Genomic DNA, 25,302 nt, shown 5'->3' with positions numbered 1-25,302 from the left:
CAAGAAAACGAACAATAAAATAGCACCGTCTTATGACGATGCTTTTGATGAAATTTTTGCCATCTTAACAATTGATACTTCTCTAGTAATTTCGTTTACAGTAATTTTCTTACGTTTCGTTTTACCAGCAGCGTTCTTCTTCTTTAATCTAATAGTTCTTTCTATAACTCTGCTTTGAATTCTTCCTGTAAACCTAACCATATCTCCTTCGTCTAATTCAGCTAAAATAATTTCTGCGTTTTTACCCCACACAAAGAAGTTAAAGAAAACAAAGCGCTTTTCATCCGGAAGGAAATATTCTACAAATGACTGAACCGTAACTTTTGCAAATTGATTGCCTTCAACTACATCAAAAGAGGGAGGTCTACTTATTCTACCGTGATACGTTATTGTGTTTTGATCACCACTAAGAGGATCTAAAACTTCGTCCAATTTAGTTATGTCGTGAGCAATAACTTCAAAAGCTGTATGTTCAGTTTCTTTAAATACTTCACCGTTATAATCAACCCTGTATATGTATGATTGTGTATCAGTTCTTTCACGTTGACCGTCTTCTCTAATAATAGAATCCGTCGGAATTTCATCAATTAAGTTGTATTCAAAAAGCTTGTCCCAAGAAATTGGTTGCTTAATTCTAGAAGTAGGTTGTTTTTCAGTAGGTAATTCGCCTTCTTGAAAAAAATTTGTATATAAATCCACTGCATTTTGAATTAAATCATTATCTAAGGGGTGAGTAGTTTTATAATTACGGCTTTGAGCTTCGCCTTTAATTAATACTCTATCGCCAATCTCGAGGTTATCAAGTACATCTTCATCGTTAAAACGGATAATTCTAATTTCATCAAATACCGCTTCTTCATTTAAATCTTTTTGTTCTCTATAAGAGCGAACATCAAAACCGGCAAGAGGGAAGGGAATGTAATTAATAGACTCATCCTTCGAGTATATCTCGCCGCTAATAGTAACTTTATTTTTAAATGGTTTAGTTTTAATTTCTTTCACGCTTTCACCTTCTTTACATAGATTTTTTTCTTGAGTTGTAGCCAAGCAAAATTTCTTGTGCTCCGCTCAATTTTTGACGGTAATCACCAAAGTTTTGTATATCTTGAGAAGTTATATAATTCATTGATAATAAATAATCTTCTAGCTGTTCATAAGATGTTATTTTTTCTTTTTCAGAATATAATCCAATCTCAAGGTCAAAACGTACTGGACGAATCTCGATGATCTCTTGATTTACTGACCAATCTAGAATCTTATCTATTTCATAGTCTGTAATGTAGTAAATTCCACACTCAAATGGTTCTGGACTAAGGACAGTTTGTTCAATACGATTGTGTGAACTTTGATCACGTAATCGATGTTTAATAAAGATAAATCTTTCTTCATCATCGATAATCTGCTTTACAAAAACCCATTTATCAAGAATTGAATCTAACAAAATTTTCTTCTTTTGTTGTTCAACTTTATTCTTTCGTTTCTTCTTTGTCACTTAAATCACCCCAGTGTTGTAACGTTTCCTTGTATCAAATTAATCTTCGTACTATAAAAACCTTTAGAAAACGAAAAAGAAATAGTCAGAAAAACAATGGTATTTTTAAAAAAAAATGAAGATTTTCTTCAGTAAAAGTTTGAAAGAATAAGAGGTGTTCCAAACTTGAAACAGACGATTGCAAGATCTTTAATCGTGGTAATGGCAGTATTTATAATTATAGCGGGGAAATTCGCTTACATTCAGTTGTTTCAAGCTGATAAACTGCAAAAAGAAACCGTAGAACAAAGGGTAAGAAAAATCAAAGAAATGCCTGACAGAGGAGAAATAAAGGATAATGAGGGAAGAGTTTTAGCGATGAGCTTAAACGCAAAAAACATCGCGGTATATCCTAACCTTATGAAATCAAAAGAGACAAGAGAAAAGGTTGCTAAGGTTTTAAGTGATGTATTGGAACTTCCTTATAAAGATGTTTTGAAAAAAGTTGGAACTAGAGATTCAAAAGGGAAGCTTGTACAGTGGACATCTATTGCTAATCGTGTAAGTCCTGAAAAAGGCGAAAAGCTTAAAGACTCAGATTATGCAGGTTACATTGAAATTTCTAATGCACCTAAAAGGTATTATCCAAACGGTTCATTAGCAAGTACGATTTTAGGCTTTGTAAACTACGAAAATCAACCAGGTGCAGGAATTGAGATGTCTCTAAATCACTACTTGTCCGGTATCCCTGGATATACAGTAGCTGAGGTAGATCATTCAAAAAAAGAAATTCCTATTGGGTTTCAAACGGCATCTAAACCGGTACCAGGACAACAAATTACACTGACTATTGATAGTTATATTCAATATACGTTAGAAGAAACTCTAAAAAAAGCGGCAAAAGATATGAAGCCTAAAGCTATGCACGCTGTTGTAATGGATCCTAACACTGGAAAGATTTTAGGTATGGCTAGTTATCCTTCATTTGACCCTAATGATTATACTTCTGCAAAACCAGGTAGTATTAACTTAAATCCGGCTTCGTATGTATATGAGCCTGGTTCTACGTTCAAACCAGAATATATGGCAGCTGCTCTAGATGGCGGTTATATTAATGAAAATTCTAGTTGGTATGATGGTGTGGGTTCCGTTAATATCGGAGGAGCAAGAATTAGAAACTTCGATGGTGTAGGCTTAGGGCAAATGGGCTTACAAGATATTATCGTAAACTCAAGTAACGTTGGTATGGTGAGAATATCACAAACGATGACTAGTAAGCAGACACTTGAAGGTCTAAAGAAAATGGGATTTGGTCAGAAAACAGGCATTGAGTTTCCAAACGAAGAAATAGGTTTGGTTCCAACAGCTAAACGACTAAATAGCGATCCTCAAGCGAAGGCTACCGTATCCTTTGGACAGGGGATTAGTGTTACACCAGTACAATTAATTACAGCTTTTTCAGAAGTAATTAATGGTGGATATAACATTACTCCAACAATACTCGAAAAGGTAGAAGATGAGTACGGAAATGTTCAATACCAGTGGGCACCTGGTAAGAAAGAAAGAGCACATAAGGAAAAAACTGTTCAGTTAATGAAGAAATATTTAGCTGCTAACTATGAAATAGGTTCAGGTAAAACAATAAAAATTGATGGATATGATGGCGGAGCAAAGACTGGTTCCGCTTGGAAAGTAGAAAACGGGAGATATAAGCCGGGCGCTATTATAGGTTCGTTTATGGGATTCATCCCACGAGACAACCCTAAGTATGTAATGCTAGCCGTAGTTGATGAACCAGAGGGCATTGGTTTCGGTGCTCAATCAGGTGGACCAATCTTTCACAATGCTATGACAGAAATTTTACGTTATAAAGGTGAGCCAAAAACTAAGCCTTTAAAAGGGAAAGATAAAATAGAAGAAAACATAAAAATAAATGTTCCAGACTTAAAATATGAACTGTTTGATGTAGCAGAAGAGAAGCTTAAAGAAACGGTTAAAGGTAGCGTGGTAGTTACGAAAAAAGGTCTTGGAGAAGTAGTGATTTCTCAAGATTATAACTATAAAGACGGTACGCTTTACGTGAACTTAAAGACAGTTAATATTAAAGGTACAGGAGCAACTTACATACCTAAAATTGAAGGATTACCGGTTGATCAAGTTAAATCTCTTTTAGGACGATATAATATTAAATTACAGTCTCACGGCACAGGTAACATTGTTTACCAAGAAACCGAGCCAGGGGAATATAGCAAAAAGATTAAAAAGTTAACTGTGTGGTGCAACTAAACGGGTTCGTTATGAACCCGTTTTTTCTTTTCTTCATAAGGAGTTAAAGGGAAATAAATGTATATAACCAATATGGTAGGAGGGAGATATTTTGAAAAAACTTTCAAAAGCTGAATTTATAAAACAAATGTCTACAGTTAAAAAAGAAGATAAAAAAACATTACATAAATGGGGAACGAAAGCTCAAACAAAGGCTATTCGTTGGTAGGAGGTTTATATGAATAAACTACGTTGTGGATTTTGTAACCGTACAGAAGACCAAGTTGAGAGTCTTATACAAGGTACAGGATCTTCTGCTATATGTAATCAGTGTGTAACGCATTGCACAGGTATTTTAGAGAAAAATCTAGCAGATGGTGAAGTATTAGAAACAAAATTTAAAAACGCAAAAGAAATTAAGGAGCAGTTAGATAAATACGTAATTGGTCAAGAAGAAGCTAAGAAAAAGTTAGCAGTAGCTATTTATAAACATCTTTCTAGAAAAAAAGGTGTAAATAAAAGTAACGTATTGTTAATTGGTCCTTCAGGTGTCGGCAAAACTGAACTTGCTCGTTCAATTGCAAAGATCCACGGAGTTCCTTTTGCAATTGCCGATGCTACACCATTAACAGAAGCGGGTTATGTAGGAGAAGATGTTGAAACTATTCTATTAAAATTGATTCAGGCAGCGGATAACGATATTGCAAAAGCCGAGAATGGAATTATATACATAGATGAAATTGATAAAATCACAAGAAAAGGTGAAAACGTTTCAATTACTAGAGATGTGTCAGGAGAAGGAGTACAGCAAGCACTTTTAAAAATAGTAGAAGGTACTATTGCAAACATTCCTCCAGAGGGCGGAAGAAAACACCCTAATGCTAAGTTTATTCAAATGGATACTAGTAATATTCTATTTATATTCGGTGGTGCGTTTGAAGGTTTAGATAAAATAATTGAAAAACGCATTTCTAAAGAGAATGTAATTGGATTTGGAAAAAAAGATAGTGCCAAGGATAAGAAAGCATTTAATAACAATGCAGTTACAGTGGATGATTTAACTAAGTTTGGACTTATTCCTGAGTTTGTAGGCCGTATTCCTATTGTAGCTACTTTGAATGAATTAAAAGAAGATGAATTGGTACAGATAATGAAGTTGAATTTGGAAAATGAGTACAACCAATTTGACATTGAGTTTGAACCGGAATCTGTTAATGAGATTGCTAAAAAAGCTATTGAACGCAAAGTAGGAGCAAGGGGATTAAGAGCAATTTTAGAAGAAGTGACTTTTGACTACATTTATAATGGAGAGAAAAAAGTCATTAAAATAGAGGATGTACAGAGTAAATTAGGATAATGTGTTTAACATTGTCCTTTTCCTATTTTATACCTACTTTGGTTCTGTAGTTAGTAAAGAAGTATTGGGGCCAAAGGATAAATAATATTTTTCATTTTGTTCACCTCTTGAAAAATCAAAAAAAAAGGAAGTAAATGAATGCGTGAGGATTATTTTTTTCTTGAAACAAAGTCCTGATAAAAAGAATCAACTTAGCAGGCGGAGCAGCTTCAATATTTGATGAAAGCACTAAATGTTATTCCAAGTGGACAGCAGAAAATAATACTTTAAAATAGGTAATTTAGTAGGAAGGGAGTGCATCCGTCGCCTGACGGTATTTCTAATGAAAGAAACTAATACTAAGAATGCATTCGAATATTTGGACGACTTAGAATATGTTTACGATGCTTCTGTTTTTAAAGCATTCGGTAAATGTTGGATAGATAAAAATCGCTTTATTGAAGCAATTACTAACTCAAGAGCGGCACTTACGCAAGAGCTTGAGAAGGCTCGTAAGATTGAAATTAGAGAGCAAAAGATTTATGAAGAAGCAGAAAAAAAGAAGGAAGAAATGATTCGTGAGACTGAGGAAATGATTGCTAATCTAGACCCTGTTAAAGAAGCCGAATTATTCGCTCAGCAAATTGTAGAGAAAGCACAAGAAGAAGCAGAAAGAATTCGTATGGAAGCATTAGAAACAAGAGATAATACAATTTCTCACGGTGAAAAGGTTAAAAACGAACTTATTAATCAAGGCCACCAGTTCTTAGAGAATGTTTTAAAAAGCTCTTTAATTACGTTTGATGAAAATCAAAAGCATTTATTTAATTCTCTTGAATCACATCGCGAGAAATTAATGATTGCTTATGAAGAAATTGCCCCTATGGTAAAGACTGATACCGAGGAAACAACGCAAGCTTCTTAATAGATGCCTTGCCCTATTATATTTAATACAATACATAATCCCATCTAAAAGAAACCCTCTTCAAAAAATAAGGATTTCTTTTCAATGTGATATTAAAAACAGACGCCTCTTGTTTTTCGGAACAAAAGTGGGCGTCTTTTTTTGTCTTATTTTCTTGTGTTCCTGGAAGAAAGATGGTATTTTTTTAAAAATTTTCTTTGGGGAGGTCAGAAACTTGGAATATTTAAAACAAATATTGAAATCTAACAAAATTGAGATGGGGAACGTAAAGGAAATAACAGACATCTTTGAAATGTTAGGTAATCAACAGGAGTTAAAAAACATCTTCAAAAAAATTAATAAGTATCTTGAAAATCTTGAGGCCGAATACTCTGTCTGGGAATATAACCGAGATAAGGACATTCAATTACTTATGTTTAATGGTGATAAAGACAAAAAAGAAGGGTATTTAAATAACCAACATATTTTTTCAAAAGTACAAAAAAACAAGAAACCTCTAGCTGATTTTGAAGCGGAAGGCTTTAACCTAATGGTACCAATCATTTCACGAGAAGAGGTAGTCGGATATTTCTGTTTGCACCAAAATATAGAATTGGGCGATAAATGGCTCAATGTGTATCTTATCGTACAATTATTAGGTTTTACATTAAAATATTATGAAATGATTGACTTAATGAAAGAGATGTCCGTAGTGGATGTAATTACAGGCCTATACAACTATAGACATTTTAGATTGCAAATTGATTTAGAAGTGGAAAAAGCAAAGCGCTTTAAAAAATCGTTAACGCTTGCAACGATGAAGGTTAAAGATTTCGATGAAATTAATAAAAAATTAGGGTTTGAAGGTGGAGAACAGGTTTTAAAACTCTTTGGATCTACCTTAAAGAAAATAAGCAGAAAAACAGATATGCCTTCAAGGTTGAACGATGAAATGTTTGCTATCTTATTGTATGAAACTGATTTACAAGGAGCTCAAAAGTACATTCAACGTTTAGAGAGGTACTTGAGCGAAGTTCCTATTGTAGCCCAAGGCTATAGTTTTTCTTTACAGTTAGAACATAATTTAGTTGAATATTCAAAGCTAATGAGCAGCGAAGAATTCTTGGAAGAGGCAAAAAAAATATAAACGCCTATAATAGGCGTTTTTAAATAGTAAGTTAGGAGTGAAAATATGAACATAGGAGCCAGGATAATTAAAACAGGACTTTCCGTAACACTGGCCTTAATAATTGCTAACCTGTTAAATATGCAACCTGCAGTAATTTCGGCGGTAGCAGCGGTAATTGCTATCCAACCATCTATTATGAGATCTTGGAAGTATATAAAAGAAGTGACCGTAACCAATGTTGTAGGTGCTTTATTTGCTACCTTAGGCTTTTATGCATTTGGTACGCAGCCAATTTTTATAGGAATTATAGTAATCTTAACAATTGCAGTTAATCTAAAGTTAGGTTTAAGCAAATCAGTAAATTTATCTGTTTTAACTGTAATTGCAATATTAACATCTCCTTTGCACGAATCAACTCTAAGTACAGCGGGTAATCGGTTCTCTTTGGTGGCAATTGGTGTTATATCTTCGTTCTTAATTAATATTTTTGTGCTACCACCAAAGCACGATCAACGATTTTACGACTCAATAAGGAAGTTAAACGAAAAATTGAGCACTCTTCTAAGAGTTGCTCCGGAAAAGGAAATGTCTATTGCGACATATAAGGAAGAAAAGAATTCTTTGGACAAGCTATACAATAAAACAAGAGAGTTATTTGATTTGTTAAATGAAGAAAAACGTAGAATGTGGGTAAAGGACCGACATATGTTTATAAAAAGAATAGTTATATTTAGACAAGCTATAAAGGTTGTTCAGAAGGAAATAGGACTGTTTGAGAAAATTGAAAAAAATCTTAATAATATGGACGAAATATCAAACAAAGGAATTCAAGAAGTAAAAGATACACTTAATGAACTTCTTCAATATCAAGAATCTATATTTTGGGTGTATGAAGGTAAGATAGTTCCTAAACCTACTTCTGCCAAGGGTAGCAAAGAAAAAAGAGAAAGAATTGTAGGTAAATTAAAGTGTACTGTAAATGAGTTAATGAAGCATTATGACCCTGCAAATGAAGAGTTATGGTGGAGGTTATTTCCTATAGTTAATGCTTTAATAGAGACTGAAAATGAGTTAGAACAGCTAGAAATTCTGGTAGTAAATTATAAGTTAAGAAGAAAAGAGAAAAAGGGTAAAACAAAGAGAGTTGTTAAAAAAGCAATAGAGCAACTTGAAAAATAATAAAAAGGTTATTTAGTCACTCACAGATTAAATAACCTTTTTTGCGTAGTTTGAATTATAAGTTTCAAACTTAATGTTAAATTTCTTAAATACTTTTTTTCCACTCTTATTATAAACGCTTATATAATAAAAAAAGGAAAAGCAACTAGAAGGATGTTACTGTTCCTCTTATTTAACCATTTAAAATGAAAAATTAAAATCAATATAGATAATAATAAGGCGAGGGGGAACATTTGTGGCTAAATCCGCTTTAACAATGTTACTGGAGGACATTTCACCATATAAGCTTTTAAACGAAGAGGAAGAAAAAACATATTTATCTTTAGCTCAAGCCGGTGATAGAGAAGCACGCGACATTATGATTAATCACAACTTAAAATTAGTTGTGAACGTAGCGAAAAGATTTAATAAAAGAGGCGTTGAATTAGAAGATTTGATACAAGAAGGTTCAGAAGGTCTTATTGTAGCTATTGAAAGATTTGATTTAAACAGCGGGTATAAATTTAGCACATATGCTTACTACTGGATTATGCAACGGATTTATAAGGTGGTTCAAAATAAATCAAGAACAATTAGAGTTCCTGTGTACATTCACGAAATGATTAACCGAATTTCAATTGCCAAAGAGGAACTTTATGCCGGAGGTAAAAAGCCTACAGTTGACGCTATTGCAAAGTTAATTGGTGAAGAAGAAAGAAAAGTAAAAGTTGCTATGAGACATATGAAGCGTAATCTTAGTCTTGAATATGAAAAAGAAAACTCCGAGTTTTCAAATACAATTGAACAAGAAACATTTGAACGTCCTGAAGTAAAGTTTGAACAATCTGAAGAAGTGAATGAATGTAAAAGAGCTATATTTGATGCTTTAGATACATTATCAGATCGCGCTCAGGAAGTTTTAATTCTCCGTTTTGGTTTAGATGGAGTATCAGAAGGAAGAACGTTAAAAGATGTTTCAGAAATTGTAGGTATCAGTAAAGAGCGAGTAAGGCAAATTGAAAAGAAAGCTTTAGAAACATTGCGTGAAGGCGGCGGACGAACAGAACGTAGAAGACGTTTACGCGAGTACGTGTAGAAGAAAGTTTTAATTATACATAAATACATACATAAAATAATAGAAACCAAGCGGTACATATGTTCCAAAAAAACTTACATATGACAAATTTATTTGTCGGAAAGACCTCAAAAAAGGGACGCTATACTTAAAGTATATTTAAGTATAGCGTCCCTTTTAATTAATCAAAACTTTGAGCTCTTCTTTCTTCTTGTTCAATGATTTGAAGCAACTTTGTTTTAACGCGCTGTAGAGCATTATCGATTGTTTTAGCCTTATCCAAGTTAAGCTTTTGTTGAATCTCCTTGTAAGAATACTTTTGGAGGCGCAACAAATATACTTCTCTTTCGTTATCACTTAACTCTTTATCAAGTAGCTCCTGATAACGATCAACACTTTCTTCTAAGATTAGACGTTCTTCTGGGCTCATAAATTCTAAGCTAGTGGTTTTTTGAACTTCAGGTCGGGCAGCGATTATATCCATAGAGGTTAAGTTTTCATTATCTTGAAGAGGGCGGTCAAAAGAAACCATATCATTAAGAGGACTATGCTTCTTTCGGTTCGAGGTTTTAATAGCACTAATGAGTGCACGAGTAATACACATATATAGGAAGTTTTCTAAGTTTTTTTGGAAATTACCAGCGTTTCCTTTTGTTTCGTCAAAATCGTGTATAGCTCTAGTTAACCCTATTAACCCCTCTGAAAATAAGTCATCTCTGTCCCCGCAACGTAGGAAGTATTGTTCAGTATTAATGATAGTTGAAATCATTGACTTGTAACGATTAATTAAGTATCGAGTTGCTCTCTCATCATTTTCCCTGGCTAAAATTAATATATCTTTTAAATCCAATTGTTCAATCTTCGTAGACATTTTCAAGCCTCCTTCAGGGTTGAGTTAAGATATAATTTACGAGAAATATATTTAAACCTTTGAAAAGGAAAAAAAGAAACGAGATTAATCTCGTTTCTTTTTTATTTTGTAGCTACTAAGTAATATTTCATTTGACCTTGATACTCAAAAGTTTCTCCAGCTTTAAGTTCAATAACAGAACCATCGCGAATAACTTGTTTAGTATCAGTTGTATTTGCAAAACCGTTAATAACGATTAATACACGATCAACTGGAGCGGCTGGAATAGTTTCTTTACTTCCTACTACAGTGTGGTAAGAAACTTCGAAACCTACCTCTTCTAATTTATAAACATCGAAACGACCAATATCGTTTGCTTTCATTTTTGTTGAAGCAGCTTTAAGATGTAACTTGCTCATATGAAAATTCCTCCTAGAGTGTTGTTTTGATTTTCATTTATAAAATACAATTTTGCTAATTACTTTCCTTGAAAATTTTTTCAATTTGTAAAAATATGAAAAGTGAGAGGGGATATATCATCAGAATCCGGATAGATTGGAATCCGAATTTGGGAGAAATTAAATCTAAAAAAGGAATAATTCCTCCTAATGGTTCTGTAATTAAAAAGGAAAACGAAATAATTATTTATAAAGAATTAATATACTGCACCATTTACAGCCACAAACTAGGACGTTATGAATGTTGGCAGGGTGTAGAGTGTGAAGGGAACCCGGAAAACCAAATAAATGTCAGTATAGATAACGAAGAAATTCCAGTTTGCAGTTTATGTAATAACCAACTATCTTGTTTATTTCAAAATAATGATTTTAAAAGTAAATTTTGTCTTAGAGAAGAATATAAAGATATAGAGCGCGAAAAGTTTATAGACTGGATATTTAACAATAGAAATAAATATAAGATAAATAAAAGAAGTCACAAAAGAACATAATGTCTTTGTGACTTCTTTTATTAGTCGTTAGAAGAAATAGTATCTAACGCTGCTCTTTGATTAATTGAATCACGCACAACCGCTTTTGGTGAACCAATAAGCTGTCTTGATCTTTCTTTTACTAGTTCTGGATTTGCGTGTGGATTTGCTTTAACAGGCGGTAATGGATAAGCCGTGAATGGATGACTCTGTAAACCGTCCTTAGTCATTACCCTTGCTATAATAGTAAACTTACCTAAGTTAGCTATATCCTGTGTCTTGTATCCGGTGTTATTATCCGGATTGTAATAGAATTCCGAGAAAAACTTAGCATCAGTAGGACCAACACGGAAGGTTAACAACGTTCCACAGTTGTTGAAGATGGCGCTCATTAAGAAATCACCGCCACTCTGACGAAGTTGATCTAAGAACTGATGGGCTATGCACTATGTTATCTTAAAGGCTTTTTATCCTTTAAATCTATCTCTTCTTATTAGAGGTAGGTCAGCATACATATTTACCCTCGACTTTACGTTAGGGTAGCGAAGACTCGTGGTGGTATTTTTGCTCTCGTTAACGCTCAACCACTATGCGTTACACAGACTGTTGATGACAGCCCGCTCGATGTTCCCATCCCAGGGTTCTTCGAATTTCCTCACTGATAATCTAAATAGTTTCCTACTTAGACGGCCATATTGACCAAGCCCAGTCTATATTTACGTGCTTCTGAAAGTATTTCGGCAAATGACTTAGCACCGCCGGAATCACCAACAAAGTTTTGGAATTCATCTACATATAAAAATGTAGGTACACGTAAATCCATAGGTATTGATACGCGCTGCATTGCCGCTATTTGAACTTTTGAAATTAACATTGTCCCTAATAAAGCCGAATTCTCGAAACCAATGTCGCCTCGGCTAAATCTGGCTAAGATAACGCCACCGGAGTTAATTACTTCGGCAACATCAATTGTTGATTTCTTTTGACAAATAATATTTGCTACTAAGGTATCCGATAGGAATCTTCGGATCTTATTCAACGGAGCATTTAAATTAGCAGTAGCAAACTGCTTATTTTGATTTAAACTTGGGAATACAGTATCCCAATAATTTTTAACAATTGGATCTTTAATGTGTGGAATAATAGTTTTTCTATATCCGTCATTTACAAGAATGAGGAGCATCTCTAGTAGACCTCCACCAGACGGTGAATCGAGAATTGCAGAACAACTCATTCTGAATATGTCATCTGTGTTCGGTCCTATTGCTGCATCACCGAATACGCGTTTAAATAAAGTAATATAACTATCAACCACTAGTGATTTTTCCATTTCTCTTCGGTCTGGATCTTTGGTAGATATCTCTAGGAGGTTTAATCCAAAAGGCCAGCTTATGTCGGTGGGATCCAAAACATAGACATCTTTTCGTCGTGTCGAAATTTTCTCCAAAACAACATCTACTAGCTCACCGTGGGGGTCTATGACAACTGCTCCACGACCGCGTTCTATATCGTTTATAATCATATTTTCCAGCAGGGTGGATTTCACATTGTTAACTTAGAGGCTTTTTATCCTCTAAATCTATCTCTTCTTATTAGAGATAGGTCAGCATACATATTTACCCTCGACTTTACGTTAGGGTAGCGAAGACTCGTGGAAGTATTTTTGCTCTCATTAGCGCTCAACTTCTATGCGTTACACAGACTGTTGATGACAGCCCGCTCGATGTTCCCATCCCAGGGTTCTTCGAATTTCCTCGCTCATAATCTAGATAGTTTCCTAACTAGACGGCAATATTAATAAGTTCACCAACTCCGGTCATCCCGCTGATATATACGTGTCGAAGACGTGCTAGCAAATCTAGACCAACAGGTTGTAAGTTACCTGATTCATCTGGTGCCATAGCAAATGGATCTTCTTTTGCGATTCCATTTGGAAATGGTTGTTTTTTGTTTTGGATATAGACAATACCAGGAGTGGTAGTTGTCTTGTTCACTAGGTGGGCAAAACCAGCAATTTCAATTGTTGATAAGACATCTTGATTCTTTATCACATTGAAATAGCGGTTTTTCATTCGTTCGTGAACCTTATAGGAGTTTGTATACTTGTTTTTCTTAAATCCGTTGTGAAGACTGTTAAGTTCTTGGAAGTTGCTTAAGATACGTCTTAATCGTGCTTTTGCCGCATCTTTTCCAATAGGGGAACCAACCATAACTCTAATTTGAGTCTCAAATCCCATATGTTGAACTTTTTCGAGCATTTGTTTTTGATTTACTGTATCTAAGCTGGATTGTTGAGGCGAATCAACTTTAATATCCTCTGGTTTTCCGCCAAATCCAGAAATAATGTGATCAAGTACCGCGAAGAAACTTCTCATAAAACGACCAACATAGTTTGTCCACTCAGGCGTCTTGCCTGGTTTTTTCTTTGTTTTTTCGTATCGTGCTAATGTTTTAGCGGCTCTTCCATTCCATTTGTAAGGCGCTGGTCTCATCATTACTTGAACCACAGCCAGTTCATTCTCATTAACGGTTGATAATGAACTCAATATAGAAGATAGTGGATCAACCTCAATATCTTGAAATTGCTTTATAGAAAATGCATTATCTTCACGCAAAGTAAGTTCAGCTGCATCAAAAGCTAAGTCAGGGTTATCAGGTTCAGGCATATAATCTTCTTTTTCTCTAACAACTTCACAATAGCGATATGTTGCTAGAAGTCGTTCTTCTACGTGTTCTACCATATTTTCCGGAACCCAAAAATTAAAAGAGATTAGCTTTTTTGCGTCTCCTTTTTTTAGTTCATTTGTAGACACAATCTCAAAAGAAAAGTGCTCTTGAGATTTTTTTAATCTCTTATACCAAGGTAGGTACAAGTGGAAAGAGGTCCACATTTGACTTATTTCAAAGGGAGTTACTTCCGAATCTTTTTCTAGCAGTACTTTTAGTAAAACTCCTTTAGTAGAAGACTGCTTCATTAAATTGTTTTGATATACTACCCATAAAATGTGCAACACTGTTGAAATAACTATGAGTGCCAAGATAGCAGTGAGTACTATTTGAAAAGTACTAAAGTCATTTGTGCTTGTAGTAGTCTCATTAAACATTAAATCCCTCCTTTTAAGAAATTCTTAAAGCCTTATAAACAATCTTTTAAAAATGTCAAACCGAACGGCTATTAATCATTCCTAGAATTATCTGCGTGACAAAGGAAACAAACAAACTAAAATGAATGTTTGCGTAGATAGGGGAGTATTTCTACTATTAAATAGTCTTAAGAAGAGGGTGGAGCATTTGAAAGAAAAGCACATAGTATATAGTTGGATGGGACAGTTATTTGCATCTCCGATAAATGAGGTAGTTGAAGTATTGGATTTAAACCAGATGGTTAAAACAAGCCGAGAAGAAATGAAATTAACATCTTGGAAAAAGAGAACTATGCCAGTGTTAGATCCTGTATCTTTATTAACAATTGAGGAGACGCCAATTACAAAGCAATCTAAGATTGTTATTATAGAAGCAAAAAATATGAAGGTAGGCTTCTTAGTAGAAAAAATAATAGGTATTGAAGAATTAAAGTTAGAGGATATGAAAGAACCAAATGTGTCAGAAAAGAGATTTGTTAAAAATATACTTGGTTCTTACAAAATTGTTGATTTTGGGCATTTTATTAATGCAGATACACTTCCTCTTATAAAGAAAGCTCTAGAAATTAACGTAAGTGTAGTATTAGATGGAGAGGAAATGTTAAGTCAACGTTGGAATGAAAGAGAAGCAATGCTGGAAGAATTAAAATTAGAATCACTTAACTTTTTAATTGAATCGAATAGAAGAAAAATTGATGACTTTTATATTGATGGAATGATGAAAATACATAGAATGATTGAAAAGATGTAAAAAAGCTAAGTTTATAAAACTTAGCTTTTAAAATAGACCAAATTTTCTTTTGTCCTTTTTATCTTCAGCCACCACTTCAAAGATATTATGGATATAGTTAGCAGTCATCGTAAGCGGCCTCATTATTGAAGGAGGACACTGCTTTTTTAATATTGGAGAAGCAATTTGAATGGAGTCATAAATCTTTTGATCTCGTGGAATTATAACTTCTATCTTTTTAGAGATAGTAGATTGAAGAATATGCTGCATCTTCGGAGTGTCATCATTTAAATAGGACTTATTTAAAACGGGATACAACTTCTTTAAGTCTAGAAAGTTAAGAAAGAATGGGCCGAACTCTCGATCAAAAATTTTCTGTGTAGCAATTATACTTCCAGGTGTCTCATTAATAGGGTTAATTATCACTTCTATATGCTTCATAATATGAGCAATATATGGTTCTTCTAAACCGCTCTCAACATCAAAAAGTACAGATGTGTAGCCCTCTTTTTGAGCATAATCCATTATTAAATCGAATGCCGTAACCAGTGTTTCTTGATTTGGTTTTTTATCTTTTAAAATTAAGCCTAACATAATACGAAGGTTCTTATAATATGGATGAGTCATTAAATAATCGTCAACGTCAGATGATTTTAAAGCGACTTGAGAATCAATATCTTCACATAAAGCACCTAAGTTTCTATTTCCGTCCGGATCATTTAATCCAAACTGGATATGAACATTAGGATTATTTACATTAAAATCGGCTAGTAGTATTTTTTGTTCTGAATGTTGCGCAAGCATTATCCCAGTGTTTACTGTTAAGAAGGTAGAGCCGGATTGTTGTCTAATTGCCCAAAAAGCGGCTGAGGTGTGACTACTTCCTGAAGCGTTAGGTTTAATCTCAGTATCAAAGCTTGAATATTCTTCTTCAACTATTAACCCATCTTTTGAATTTAGAATAAAGTCTTCGTCTACATCAAAGTTTTCTTCCTCTAAATCTGGAAACTTATCAGCTACATCTTTCCAAGTCTTAGGATGAAGAAAAGATTCATACATTTCTTTTATATTTAGCTTTGGATCTATTCTAAAAACATCGTAAACGCTTAATTGATACAGCAATTTAATAAGTTTTATGTTGTCATTATCGGTTAATATAAAGACGATTCTTTTTTCAGGATGACGTTTCCGTGTTAATTTAATAAGTTGTTCTAAAGATAAAGTGTTTCCATCAAGCTTATCTGACATTAAGATAATATCAGGTTGTACACGTATAATGGTATCACTTAAGCCTTCACGAAAATAAACTCGAGGTTTAGCGATGTCAACTTTAGTGTCTTTTGCAAAAAGTTTATCTAGTGTGTTATCTAATTTTTCAAATCCCGTAGCAAGTAAAATGGAAATCATTTCGATCACCTCTTGCTCCATATATTAAATATGCTTTTAAATAAATCAATCATTTTAATGAAAAAAGTAATTAGACATATTTAAAGAAAGATTACTATATATATTTAAATTTTCTTTCTCCAATACAACAAAAAGATTGCTGGAATACAGACCTTACTGAGGTTCTGTATTTTTTTTTGTTTTTTTCTTGAAATAGGAAAAAAATGCATTACTATGTGTTTGGAAAAGGAGGGATGAGTTATGAAAAAACTATCTCAATTATTTGTTACATTTGCAGTTGCATTTAGCGCAGTTTTTAGTGTTGCGACTGTTGCTGATACAACTCCAGCTACTGCTACTCACGTAGTAAAAGCTAGTTCGATTTTCGATGGTAAGTCTGTAAATGAAGGTGCTGCTAACGGCAAGGATGCTAAAGGGGTACTGGATGCTATATATAAAGCAGCAAATATCTTTGCTGGATTCGTATTAGGAGTTTCAATCATTATGATTATCGTAGGTGGACTGCGTTATATCTTATCTAATGGTGATCAAAGACAAGCTGAACAAGGTAAAATGATTCTTATTTACTCTGGTATTGGTATTGTCATTGCACTAAGTGCATTCGTTATTGCGAGAATCTTCGCAGGTTTATCCTTCTAACCAAGCGTTAGAAAAAGTGAAAAATGTATACAAAGCTTTAATTAGTTTTGTATGCATTTTTCACTTTTTCTATATACATCATTAAGTTTTAAACAAACTCTAGAAAGTAATTGTCAGTTGTTAAAGCTATTTTCTCTTTTCTCTTTTCTTAAACAAAAATTAATAAGGGAGTTTGAACTAAAATTTTATCGATTGGTACTTGAGATTATTGAGAAAATATTTATATAGTGATTAGCCCACCAAAATAAAAGGGTTTTAAATGAAGAATTTTTATGCGAAAAAGCCTTGTGAATTTATATTGGAGATTATTGGTGGTCCCAAACTATATGGTTTGTCTAGAGAAAAGAAATGAAAAAGAAAGCTTTTCTAAACCGCTTGTAAGCCTTTTAAACGAAGAAACACACAATGCGCTTTTTTTAAACTTTTAATTTTTCTTTTCCAACAAACGACACAAAAGATAAGAAAAGGAGGTTATGTAATGTACGATTTTATCATTCCACAAGAACTGAACATTGCTGATAGAATTGGTAAATTTACTTTTGCGCAATGGGGATTTCTTGCAGGGGGTATGTTAGTCATTATGACTATGCTTATTTCTAAAAATATTCCGATGTGGGTTTCCATATTAGTTGGAGTTCCTGTCGTAGTGCTTTGCCTGTTTTTGGCATTCTTTAGAAAATACGATATGCCTATGTATGAGTACTTGATAGTTTTAATGGTTTACAAAACCTTACCTCAAGAAATGATCTATAGTGCTACGGAAAGTGAAATTGAACTTGATGAGTTTGATGACAATGCAGAAGTAGAAGAAAATTTAATTATTGCTTAAAGCTATTAAAAGAAAAAGGGAGGTAAACAATGATTTTGTTATTTGTAGCCCTAATCGTTTTATTACTATTAGGATTAGGTGCATTTATCTTTATTATTATGAAGAAGCAAAAAAGTACCAAGGAAGAAAAAGATGTAAAAATTCATACAACACAGGAACAGCTGCCGTTTGACTATATAAGAAGAGGAGTTGTAAAACTCAAAAACGGCCAGTATATAAAATTAATGCAAGTGCCATCTATTAATACTCAATTAATGGAAGAGGAAGAAAAGGAGATTGTCAGGGAGACATATATGGGTCTCTTAAATTCTTTAGATTTTAAAGTTCAGTTCTATAAACAATCTCGATTGGTTGATATTAATGATTACCTCGCTTTCCTCAAAGAGAAAGAGTCTGCCTCAGTTAACGATTTCAAAACAATGGGGCTTCAATACTATTCAAGGTTTATTATGGAACTAGTCAAAGAAAATTCGGTACAAACTAAAAAAGACTTCTTAGTAGTGTCATTCAGAGACGAGAAACAAAACAAGAAAAGTATTACGGACGACAGATTAAAAAAATATAGAAAAGGAGAGGAAGACACTCAAATTCACGAGGAAGCAGAAGCAATTAAAGAAGAAAGAATGTTTGAAAAGGCTTATAAAACTCTGACTCAAAGAGAAAAAACTCTTCAAAAGCAATTGAGAAGATTTGGTATGAACGCAACGTTTTTAAATGATAAAGAAGCATTTGAACTATTCTATATTGCTTATAATAAAGAACGTTCCGTGCATCAATCGTTAAAAGGCGTAAACCCAAATAATTTTACTACTCTTTATGTAAAACATAAAGAAACAGGAGGGGAATAACTTGTTTGGTAATAGAAATACAAAAAAACAGGAGGGCATACAAACAGATATTTTATCAAGAGGCGAAAACAAAATAAATGATTTAATTGCTCCAGATACTATTCAAAATGAAAAAACATTTTACGTAGTAGGTAATAGATTAGTTCGTACCTTTGTAGTAGTAGGGTATCCTAGAACAGTAAGGATGGGATGGTTAGACTCACTTTATTCTTATGATGCAAACATAGACATTTCCCTACACATTACTCCTTGGTCTAGAACTAAAGTTATTAAGACATTAAATAGAAGAATAGGGCAGTATATGTCTACAATTTCGATGGATGACCGAAATGGCAGAATTACAGATGTTGAAGTTGTAACTGCTTTGGAGGATGCAGAGGATCTCCGAGATAAGCTTCATACTGGTATATCAAGATTCTTTTATCAGGCCATATATATTTCAGTAAGCGCTAGGTATGTAGATGACTTAGACCAATTAACTGAGGAAGTAGAGTCATTGTGTGGTTCAATGCAGTTGACAACTAGAATTGCTGTGCTGCAGCAAGATAAAGGGTTTATGACAGTATTGCCGCTAAATGACGATAGGATTAGAAAAACACGTAACTTTGATACAGAATCTCTGTCTACTTGCTTTCCGTTAGTTAGCGCAGAGTTAACTAATACCGAAGGCGTACCAATCCTATATGGTATTAACCAAATTAATAACTCACTTGTAATGTTTGATCGATTTAAATTGAATTCATTTAATAGTGTAACACTAGCAACTAGTGGTGCGGGTTAATAACTAGCCCCTTCTATCAGTAATGGTAGTCGAATAACTCTCTAAACTGCTGGAAAGTCCTAAAGTTAATTCAGCTACAACGTGGTTGGCAACGACGAGCGTGAATGCTTAAAAATGAATTAAATGTACCAATGGATAATCAGCATCCAAGCTCCTAAAAAACTTAGGGGAAGGTTCAACGACTATAATGGGAGATTCCTTATAATAAAAAAACAACGGAAACTGGACACCTGCTTCTATAAGAAGGAGGTTTAATTAGTGTGCAAAAAAAGATATTAGTAAGTGAATATTGGATAGTCTAGTCCCTAGATATAAATACAGCGAAAGCTGGGGTAGAACGAAATCATATTTTGTAAAACTAGAAGCTATTAGACACTATTTAATGGGTACACGAGTAATTGTTATTGATCCTCAAAATGAGTACCGCGCAATAACCGAAAGTTTGGGAGGACAGTTTATTAATTTAAGCTCCAATTCCAAAGATAGAATCAATCCTCTTGAAATAACCGCTGATGTGGAATTAGAAGAAGACGCACGGAGTTTTCTATCCACAAAGATTATGGACGTATTCCTAATCATTCAAGTAATGCTAGGTAAAGATAAAAAACTAAGCGCAAATGAAAAGCGGGCAATCTTATATGCAATTCAAAAAATGTACGAAAGATTTGGAATTACCGATGCTGGTTACCAAATGAATGCCGAAGATGAATTAGTAATTAACGAGGAATTCATTATGGTAGGAAACAGCTCGCAAAAAATGCCAACGCTATCTGACTTGGACACTTCTATGAGAGAAATAAAAGATTCATCAGAGATAGCAAAAGAATTAGAACCGTTTGTTAATGGTGTTATGGATTTATTTAACGGAGAAACAAACGTTGATCTAAATAATGATTTTGTTGTATTCGGTATTAGAGACTTAGAACAAAGTATGACCGATGTTGCTATGTTTATATGTTTAGAGTTTATTTGGAACAAAATTAAATCTGGTGATAAAAAGCGCCGTTTAATTATTGTTGATGAAGCTTGGATAATGCTTAAAAACGAGTCTTCGGGTAGGTTCTTAGAAAAAGTAGCAAAAACTGCACGTAAATTTAATGCGGGGTTAATTAGATAGCTCCTTTACGCAGTAATGCGTATCGATCACTCCTTTAATTCAGGGAAACTCTTATTCGTTTGTATGATAATAAGACAATCCTGAGCCAAGCTTATGACATCATAAGAAGGTGCAACGACTAACTGACAGTGTAATATTATATTGTCGAGAGGATACAAGCTTTTGGTATCCGTAACGGGGAGCTCCTATGTAGAAAATACTCTATTTAGGATGAAGATATAGTCTCAACATTTCGCAGGCGACTGTGAGCAGTTCATAGATGAACGCATAAGGTTGTAGCGAACCTTATGGAAGATAGTTGTATCAATTGTTTCTCAAAACGTTCGAGATTTTATGGAGAACGGTGGAGAAAGTATTATATCCAATACAAGTATGCAGATCCTACTTAAACAGAACCCAAATGAATTGCATTATTTAGAAGCGGTTTTAGGTATTACAGAAAGTGAAAAAGGTTTGCTGAGAACAGCGGAACGAGGGGAAGCCTTGATGTACGTTGGACAGAATAAAACGTTAGTTAAAATTACAGCAAATGATTTTGAACATCAACTCTGTATATCAGGAGCTGAAGAATAAAAAAAGATGGATAATATCCATCTTTTTTATAGAAAGTAGGAAGCTTAGAAATCTTCTTTACTTCTTAGAAATCTGAACTATGATACTAATAAGCATTTTGCTATTCGCAACAAAGTATATATACAAGTTAAATATATACTTACTATTTTTCTTTCAATGAAAGGTGGCGAATTATGTGATTATAGCCACAATAGCCGCTTATATTATTGCTATAGTAGCGGTTTTAGGTTTATCAGTTAGATTTCTTTGGTTATTTTTCATTCTATTTACGTATAGAACATATGCTACGTTAATACCTTTTGAATGGTTTAAAAGTATTGGCTTAGAAAACCATTCTATTTATTTTGTAGTCGTACTTATCTTATCAATTGCTACTTATTTATTACTAATAAGATTAACAATGGACTTAACATATATAAGATATCTATTATTGCTGTTGCTCGCAATCTTCGTGTTTTACAAATATGAATTTAAAGATATATTTTTCTTTAAAGATTACCTAGAGTCTAAAGGTATGTGGAATATTGAATGGTACCAGCAGCAGTTTAAGGAGATCTTTAAAACTGGTCCGGATGGTTTTGCAAAGCTATTCGCTGCTATCGGAGATAATGTTTTTAGCATCTTTGAAAAGTTATTCAATGGACTTGCAAGTGTTTTTAAATAGTTATGTGTGTTTAAAAGGAGAGCGATTAATTATAAATCGTTCTCCTTTTTTTATGTTTTTTCCAACAAGTAATTTTTTTGTATTAAACTCTTTGAAATAAGCATTAAAAAGGAGCAATAATTCATATGGAAAAAACCAATTACTACATACTTTTTTGTCTTAAAATCCTGTAATTACAGGTTATAAGCAGTCGTAAATTGCTTTCTCTTTATTGACAAAAGAGACGATATAAACAACTTATATTGATATAAAAGAAAATGGTTAGGAGTAAACTTGTCATTGCGAACAAGTTGAGGAAGCTAGTCACTTCCAACACACGATCATTTCTTACCATTCTGTCTGATTATTATTTAATAATTTTCTTTCAGAAAGGTGAAGACAAAGTGAAAAAACTAGTAGAAAAACACATTGTTAATAATCATTTTGTTATGTTTATTCAATCCTGCTAGAGCAGGTTATAAGCGTCTATAAGGCTTTTTCTCACTGACAAGAGAAACGGTGTGGATACGGAAATATCTGTACTGATGTAAAAGAAAGAAGAGCAGGACAGTCAAAGGCATACTTGGGGTTTGTCACTCAAGCTCTGGATTTCTTTCTTATCCTTTTCGTCTGTTAAATTAAAAAACATTCGAAAAGAGAATGAACAAATGACAAATATTAACGAAGTAAAAGCAATTTTAAGTAAGAAGGTATCAGAAGAAAAAAGCGGGAAAAGAACAATTGATCTTCCTCCAATAACTTATAAGAAAAATAAGTTTAGTCACGTTTCACTGTTTTGTGGAGCGGGTGGTTTAGATCTTGGTGTATTATGGTCTGGTATTGAAGTTGGTATGAATAAAAAAGTAAACATTGCTAATAAAGAAGTATTTGACCAAATTCAAGATAGCAGCGTTCTACACACGGTGTATGCTACAGACGCGTTCACTGAAGCGATTAATACGTATTCTATGAACTTTAAAGATACAGTAGCTCAAAAAGCAAATATCAAAAAGCTTAAAAATTTTCCAAAAGCTGATTTGTATACGTTTGGTTTTCCCTGTCCCGGATTTTCGCTGGGCGGTCCGCGTATGATAGATGACAAAAGAAACTTTATGTATATTCATTGTTGTCGCGCACTGTTACAAGCACAACCTAAAGTCTTTATTGCAGAAAATGTAAAGGGCTTATTAACATTAGGTAAGGGAGAAGCTTATAGGCAAATTAAAGCAGATTTTGCTGCTGCTGGATATAACATTTACGCAAAATTGTTAGATAGTCGTGATTATGGCGTTCCCCAAACTCGTGAACGGGTAGTAATGGTAGGAGTAAGAAAGGATTTAGATTTCGTTTATAACTTTCCTGAACCTACTCACGGAGAAGGTTTAGGTTTAAAACCTTTTGCGACTCTTAGAAGAGCTATTTGGGATTTAAGAGAAAATCCGGGCTGGGGTTATGAAGGAACAGCTTCTAGCCAATTTATGGGGAGGAATCGCAAAAAGAATTGGAATCAATATTCTTATACAATTCAAGCTAGCGCAAGACAATCCCCTGTACATCCCGAGGGAGATCCGATGATTAAAATAGATTCGCAACATTGGAAGTTTGCAAACGATGGGAAAAGTGAAAGAAGAATTTCAGTTAAAGAGGCAGCGCGTATTCAAACATTTCCAGACTGGTTTAAATTTAATTACGGAACAGAGGACGTAGCTCGAAGCACAAAAATTGATAAGTTGTATAAACAAATTGGTAATGCTGTACCTGTACTTATGGCCAAGGTTATATCTAAACCAATTGTTGAGTTTTTAAACCAACTAAAGGAAATAGAACAAGATTATACATTGGTTACTTCAAATGAAGTTAGCGAACAAGCATACAATTTTCCTGTTTCGGCAATTTCAATTCTTGAAAATGAAGCTACAACTCTTCAAAACTGCGAACCAGTTAGCGGTGATGAGGTATTGATTGTTGAGAATACAGAGAATCTTGTTATTAAAAAAACAGCATCTACTAATAGCGATGGGCAACTTAGTATAGATGATTTATTGACTTGTGAAAATGAAAAGTCAAGTGTCACAAAAGAAGTGTCAACTATTATAAAGGTTAAGCAGGATGTCAGCGAAGAATTACCACTCACTGAAAACGATAAGAAGGATATTATAAAAGATGTACATTCTTTTGAAGGTAATAAACTGGATATTATAGAAGAAGAAACTTCTATTCATAACCAAAAGCAACTTAGTTTCAACATTTTTATGTAAATTCCTTATAAACTAATGACGGGTCTTTATGACTCGTTTTTTTATCTAGAATTATTTCAAGTGATTTTTCAGGATATTTTTAAGCCGCTCTTAAAAAGATAAGAAATACTAAAAGTGTTTTAAATAAAAAATAGGCGGTGATATGCTTTGAATATTAAGATACCTAACGAGCTTTTTTTAGGGAAAATTGAACGATTTGTAGAGGCAAAGCCTTTTAACACTTCTGAAATAAAAGAAAAAGCCGATAAATTCGAAGAAGCTTTAAAAACCAAAGAAATTGATGGAACAGAACGAACAGAAACTTTAGAACAATGGATTCATTCTATAGAAGATATGAAGGATAAATTAGAACAGGATATTACCAAGGATAACTTAGATATGTATAAGGATTCAGTAAAGAAATTTTTAGATTACTACGTAAATAACGACCTGTATTTAAAAGAGCACACTACAAGAGATGGCGTATACACAAAAAGAATTCAAGTTCTTAAGGCAGTAGATGATAAAATTGATAAACTAACAGATAAGCTTGTAGATAGCCAGATGGGAAGACTTGAAATTTTAAGACAGACCGGCAATATACAAGGTTTGCTATTTGAATTGACTGTGTAAAAAACCTTTCTTTAAAAAGAGAGGTTTTTTTATTAGAGGAAAAAAATAATGAGGAAAGAACACAGGTATTTGAAGGGTATAATTCTTTTCTTAAGAAATAAACCATTTTTGTAAACGGGGGAAGTTAAATGAAAGAAATAGTGGAGGCAATTCAGAGTCTCTCAAGTGTATATGAAGTGTTAGCTAAAAACACAAATTTGATATTTAACGCTTTAAAAACAAAAGACTACAAAACAAAGGATAGCCTAGAAGAACAACTGCAGGAGTTATACGCTCTAAAAGAAAGAGCTGAAATATATTTAATTCATCTCGTTAAAGAAAAAGCTAATTCTCTAAATTTAGATGATAGACGAATTGAGGCAATTTTAGATATTTATCCAGATGGTGAAGAGAAAATGCTTGTACAATACGAGCTTGAAAAAATGTTAAGCAAGATACAACAGTTTCAATTTTATTTAAAAAGAAATATAGAGTTTGCAAAGTCTTTTATTGAAGTAAAAGGAAAAGAACTAGAATTTATGTTTGAAGCGGTTCAAAGAGAACAATATCAGATGAATGGCCCTATGCTATTGAACGAAGACCTTTAATGACTCGAGAGGGGAATCT

At 33.5% G+C, this 25,302-nt stretch carries 26 protein-coding genes; 18 read left to right on the top strand and 8 right to left on the bottom strand.

The features are described from left to right. Nucleotides 1-30 precede the first annotated feature (30 nt). Nucleotides 31-1,002, bottom strand: a complete 972-nt coding sequence (locus WKH56_RS09925) for a single-stranded DNA-binding protein (RefSeq protein ID WP_316910960.1) — start codon at nucleotides 1,000-1,002, stop codon at nucleotides 31-33. Between the two features lie 13 nt (nucleotides 1,003-1,015). Continuing rightward, nucleotides 1,016-1,492 (bottom strand): hypothetical protein, encoded by a 477-nt coding sequence (locus tag WKH56_RS09920; RefSeq protein WP_316910961.1) that lies wholly within the window; start codon nucleotides 1,490-1,492, stop codon nucleotides 1,016-1,018. Nucleotides 1,493-1,657: 165 nt separating this feature from the next. Between WKH56_RS09920 and WKH56_RS09915 the strand changes: the two genes are divergently transcribed. The 6 genes from WKH56_RS09915 (at nucleotide 1,658) to WKH56_RS09890 (ending at nucleotide 9,359) form a co-directional block, all read left to right on the top strand. After that, entirely contained in the window at nucleotides 1,658-3,757 is a 2,100-nt protein-coding gene (locus WKH56_RS09915; protein WP_342835487.1) for a penicillin-binding transpeptidase domain-containing protein, read from the top strand. Nucleotides 3,758-3,974: 217 nt separating this feature from the next. Further along, nucleotides 3,975-5,093 carry an ATP-dependent Clp protease ATP-binding subunit ClpX gene (clpX, locus tag WKH56_RS09910; protein WP_316910963.1) on the top strand — a complete coding sequence of 373 codons (1,119 nt, stop codon included), beginning with the start codon at nucleotides 3,975-3,977 and terminating at the stop codon, nucleotides 5,091-5,093. Between the two features lie 322 nt (nucleotides 5,094-5,415). Continuing rightward, nucleotides 5,416-5,997, top strand: coding sequence for a hypothetical protein (locus tag WKH56_RS09905; protein ID WP_316910964.1), 582 nt, complete (start codon nucleotides 5,416-5,418; stop codon nucleotides 5,995-5,997). Between the two features lie 214 nt (nucleotides 5,998-6,211). Beyond that, entirely contained in the window at nucleotides 6,212-7,123 is a 912-nt protein-coding gene (locus WKH56_RS09900) for a GGDEF domain-containing protein (RefSeq protein ID WP_342835486.1), read from the top strand. Between the two features lie 45 nt (nucleotides 7,124-7,168). Then, the gene (locus WKH56_RS09895) at nucleotides 7,169-8,284 is read left to right on the top strand and encodes an FUSC family protein (RefSeq protein ID WP_342835485.1); all 1,116 of its coding nucleotides are present in this window, start codon (nucleotides 7,169-7,171) and stop codon (nucleotides 8,282-8,284) included. 235 nt (nucleotides 8,285-8,519) lie between these two features. Further along, nucleotides 8,520-9,359, top strand: coding sequence for a sigma-70 family RNA polymerase sigma factor (locus tag WKH56_RS09890; protein WP_316910967.1), 840 nt, complete (start codon nucleotides 8,520-8,522; stop codon nucleotides 9,357-9,359). Nucleotides 9,360-9,519: 160 nt separating this feature from the next. On the opposite strand, the gene WKH56_RS09885 is transcribed toward WKH56_RS09890, so the two are convergent. Both WKH56_RS09885 and WKH56_RS09880 read right to left on the bottom strand, forming a co-directional pair. Continuing rightward, nucleotides 9,520-10,209, bottom strand: a complete 690-nt coding sequence (locus WKH56_RS09885; protein WP_316910968.1) for a sigma-70 family RNA polymerase sigma factor — start codon at nucleotides 10,207-10,209, stop codon at nucleotides 9,520-9,522. Between the two features lie 101 nt (nucleotides 10,210-10,310). After that, nucleotides 10,311-10,607 carry a hypothetical protein gene (locus WKH56_RS09880; RefSeq protein ID WP_316910969.1) on the bottom strand — a complete coding sequence of 99 codons (297 nt, stop codon included), beginning with the start codon at nucleotides 10,605-10,607 and terminating at the stop codon, nucleotides 10,311-10,313. A gap of 149 nt (nucleotides 10,608-10,756) precedes the next feature. On the opposite strand from WKH56_RS09880, the gene WKH56_RS09875 reads away from it, so the two are divergent. Beyond that, a complete protein-coding gene (locus WKH56_RS09875; protein WP_316910970.1) occupies nucleotides 10,757-11,137 on the top strand; it encodes a hypothetical protein in 381 nt (126 codons plus the stop codon). 20 nt (nucleotides 11,138-11,157) lie between these two features. On the opposite strand, the gene WKH56_RS09870 is transcribed toward WKH56_RS09875, so the two are convergent. From WKH56_RS09870 to WKH56_RS09860, 3 genes are all read right to left on the bottom strand, one after another. After that, complete coding sequence (locus tag WKH56_RS09870; RefSeq protein ID WP_342835484.1) at nucleotides 11,158-11,508, bottom strand: hypothetical protein; 351 nt, start codon at nucleotides 11,506-11,508, stop codon at nucleotides 11,158-11,160. Between the two features lie 290 nt (nucleotides 11,509-11,798). Beyond that, complete coding sequence (locus WKH56_RS09865) at nucleotides 11,799-12,638, bottom strand: type IV secretory system conjugative DNA transfer family protein (protein ID WP_316910972.1); 840 nt, start codon at nucleotides 12,636-12,638, stop codon at nucleotides 11,799-11,801. Nucleotides 12,639-12,897: 259 nt separating this feature from the next. Then, nucleotides 12,898-14,220, bottom strand: coding sequence for a DUF8128 domain-containing protein (locus tag WKH56_RS09860; RefSeq protein ID WP_316910973.1), 1,323 nt, complete (start codon nucleotides 14,218-14,220; stop codon nucleotides 12,898-12,900). A gap of 187 nt (nucleotides 14,221-14,407) precedes the next feature. Here WKH56_RS09860 and WKH56_RS09855 point away from each other — a divergent pair, with 187 nt between their 5' ends. Beyond that, nucleotides 14,408-15,010, top strand: a complete 603-nt coding sequence (locus tag WKH56_RS09855; protein WP_316910974.1) for a chemotaxis protein CheW — start codon at nucleotides 14,408-14,410, stop codon at nucleotides 15,008-15,010. Between the two features lie 27 nt (nucleotides 15,011-15,037). Here the strand turns inward: WKH56_RS09855 and WKH56_RS09850 are convergent, their stop codons facing one another. Further along, nucleotides 15,038-16,396, bottom strand: coding sequence for a CpaE/TadZ family protein (locus WKH56_RS09850; protein ID WP_316910975.1), 1,359 nt, complete (start codon nucleotides 16,394-16,396; stop codon nucleotides 15,038-15,040). A 240-nt stretch (nucleotides 16,397-16,636) separates the two neighbouring features. Here WKH56_RS09850 and WKH56_RS09845 point away from each other — a divergent pair, with 240 nt between their 5' ends. From WKH56_RS09845 to WKH56_RS09800, 10 genes are all read left to right on the top strand, one after another. Next, the gene (locus WKH56_RS09845; protein ID WP_342835483.1) at nucleotides 16,637-17,035 is read left to right on the top strand and encodes a pilin; all 399 of its coding nucleotides are present in this window, start codon (nucleotides 16,637-16,639) and stop codon (nucleotides 17,033-17,035) included. A gap of 478 nt (nucleotides 17,036-17,513) precedes the next feature. Further along, the gene (locus tag WKH56_RS09840; RefSeq protein ID WP_316910977.1) at nucleotides 17,514-17,864 is read left to right on the top strand and encodes a PrgI family protein; all 351 of its coding nucleotides are present in this window, start codon (nucleotides 17,514-17,516) and stop codon (nucleotides 17,862-17,864) included. A 29-nt stretch (nucleotides 17,865-17,893) separates the two neighbouring features. Continuing rightward, nucleotides 17,894-18,712, top strand: coding sequence for a TraC-like domain-containing protein (locus WKH56_RS09835; RefSeq protein WP_316910978.1), 819 nt, complete (start codon nucleotides 17,894-17,896; stop codon nucleotides 18,710-18,712). Nucleotide 18,713: 1 nt separating this feature from the next. Beyond that, nucleotides 18,714-19,493, top strand: a complete 780-nt coding sequence (locus tag WKH56_RS09830) for a hypothetical protein (protein WP_316910979.1) — start codon at nucleotides 18,714-18,716, stop codon at nucleotides 19,491-19,493. A 289-nt stretch (nucleotides 19,494-19,782) separates the two neighbouring features. Further along, a complete protein-coding gene (locus WKH56_RS09825; RefSeq protein ID WP_342835482.1) occupies nucleotides 19,783-20,610 on the top strand; it encodes a VirB4 family type IV secretion system protein in 828 nt (275 codons plus the stop codon). A gap of 333 nt (nucleotides 20,611-20,943) precedes the next feature. Then, entirely contained in the window at nucleotides 20,944-21,183 is a 240-nt protein-coding gene (locus tag WKH56_RS09820) for a hypothetical protein (protein ID WP_316910981.1), read from the top strand. A gap of 175 nt (nucleotides 21,184-21,358) precedes the next feature. Then, nucleotides 21,359-21,847: a hypothetical protein gene (locus tag WKH56_RS09815; protein WP_316910982.1), complete on the top strand. Its 489-nt coding sequence runs from the start codon at nucleotides 21,359-21,361 to the stop codon at nucleotides 21,845-21,847. A gap of 647 nt (nucleotides 21,848-22,494) precedes the next feature. Further along, a complete protein-coding gene (locus WKH56_RS09810) occupies nucleotides 22,495-24,084 on the top strand; it encodes a DNA cytosine methyltransferase (RefSeq protein WP_342835481.1) in 1,590 nt (529 codons plus the stop codon). Nucleotides 24,085-24,231: 147 nt separating this feature from the next. Further along, nucleotides 24,232-24,696 (top strand): DUF327 family protein, encoded by a 465-nt coding sequence (locus WKH56_RS09805; protein ID WP_342835480.1) that lies wholly within the window; start codon nucleotides 24,232-24,234, stop codon nucleotides 24,694-24,696. Between the two features lie 128 nt (nucleotides 24,697-24,824). Then, nucleotides 24,825-25,283 (top strand): hypothetical protein, encoded by a 459-nt coding sequence (locus tag WKH56_RS09800; RefSeq protein WP_342835479.1) that lies wholly within the window; start codon nucleotides 24,825-24,827, stop codon nucleotides 25,281-25,283. Nucleotides 25,284-25,302: the final 19 nt, after the last annotated feature.

This window comes from Priestia sp. SB1, assembly GCF_038898415.1.
This window is presented reverse-complemented; position numbering and strand designations above follow the sequence as displayed.

Coding starts and splice junctions, on each gene's coding strand:
- WKH56_RS09865 (WP_316910972.1), bottom strand. CDS start 12,638: ATGATTATAAACGATATAGAACGCGGTCGTGGAGCAGTTGTCATAGAC.
- WKH56_RS09835 (WP_316910978.1), top strand. CDS start 17,894: ATGATTTTGTTATTTGTAGCCCTAATCGTTTTATTACTATTAGGATTA.
- WKH56_RS09905 (WP_316910964.1), top strand. CDS start 5,416: ATGAAAGAAACTAATACTAAGAATGCATTCGAATATTTGGACGACTTA.
- WKH56_RS09880 (WP_316910969.1), bottom strand. CDS start 10,607: ATGAGCAAGTTACATCTTAAAGCTGCTTCAACAAAAATGAAAGCAAAC.
- WKH56_RS09895 (WP_342835485.1), top strand. CDS start 7,169: ATGAACATAGGAGCCAGGATAATTAAAACAGGACTTTCCGTAACACTG.
- WKH56_RS09885 (WP_316910968.1), bottom strand. CDS start 10,209: ATGTCTACGAAGATTGAACAATTGGATTTAAAAGATATATTAATTTTA.
- WKH56_RS09850 (WP_316910975.1), bottom strand. CDS start 16,396: ATGATTTCCATTTTACTTGCTACGGGATTTGAAAAATTAGATAACACA.
- WKH56_RS09860 (WP_316910973.1), bottom strand. CDS start 14,220: ATGTTTAATGAGACTACTACAAGCACAAATGACTTTAGTACTTTTCAA.
- clpX (WP_316910963.1), top strand. CDS start 3,975: ATGAATAAACTACGTTGTGGATTTTGTAACCGTACAGAAGACCAAGTT.
- WKH56_RS09800 (WP_342835479.1), top strand. CDS start 24,825: ATGAAAGAAATAGTGGAGGCAATTCAGAGTCTCTCAAGTGTATATGAA.
- WKH56_RS09845 (WP_342835483.1), top strand. CDS start 16,637: ATGAAAAAACTATCTCAATTATTTGTTACATTTGCAGTTGCATTTAGC.
- WKH56_RS09870 (WP_342835484.1), bottom strand. CDS start 11,508: ATGAGCGCCATCTTCAACAACTGTGGAACGTTGTTAACCTTCCGTGTT.
- WKH56_RS09840 (WP_316910977.1), top strand. CDS start 17,514: ATGTACGATTTTATCATTCCACAAGAACTGAACATTGCTGATAGAATT.
- WKH56_RS09810 (WP_342835481.1), top strand. CDS start 22,495: ATGACAAATATTAACGAAGTAAAAGCAATTTTAAGTAAGAAGGTATCA.
- WKH56_RS09820 (WP_316910981.1), top strand. CDS start 20,944: ATGGAGAACGGTGGAGAAAGTATTATATCCAATACAAGTATGCAGATC.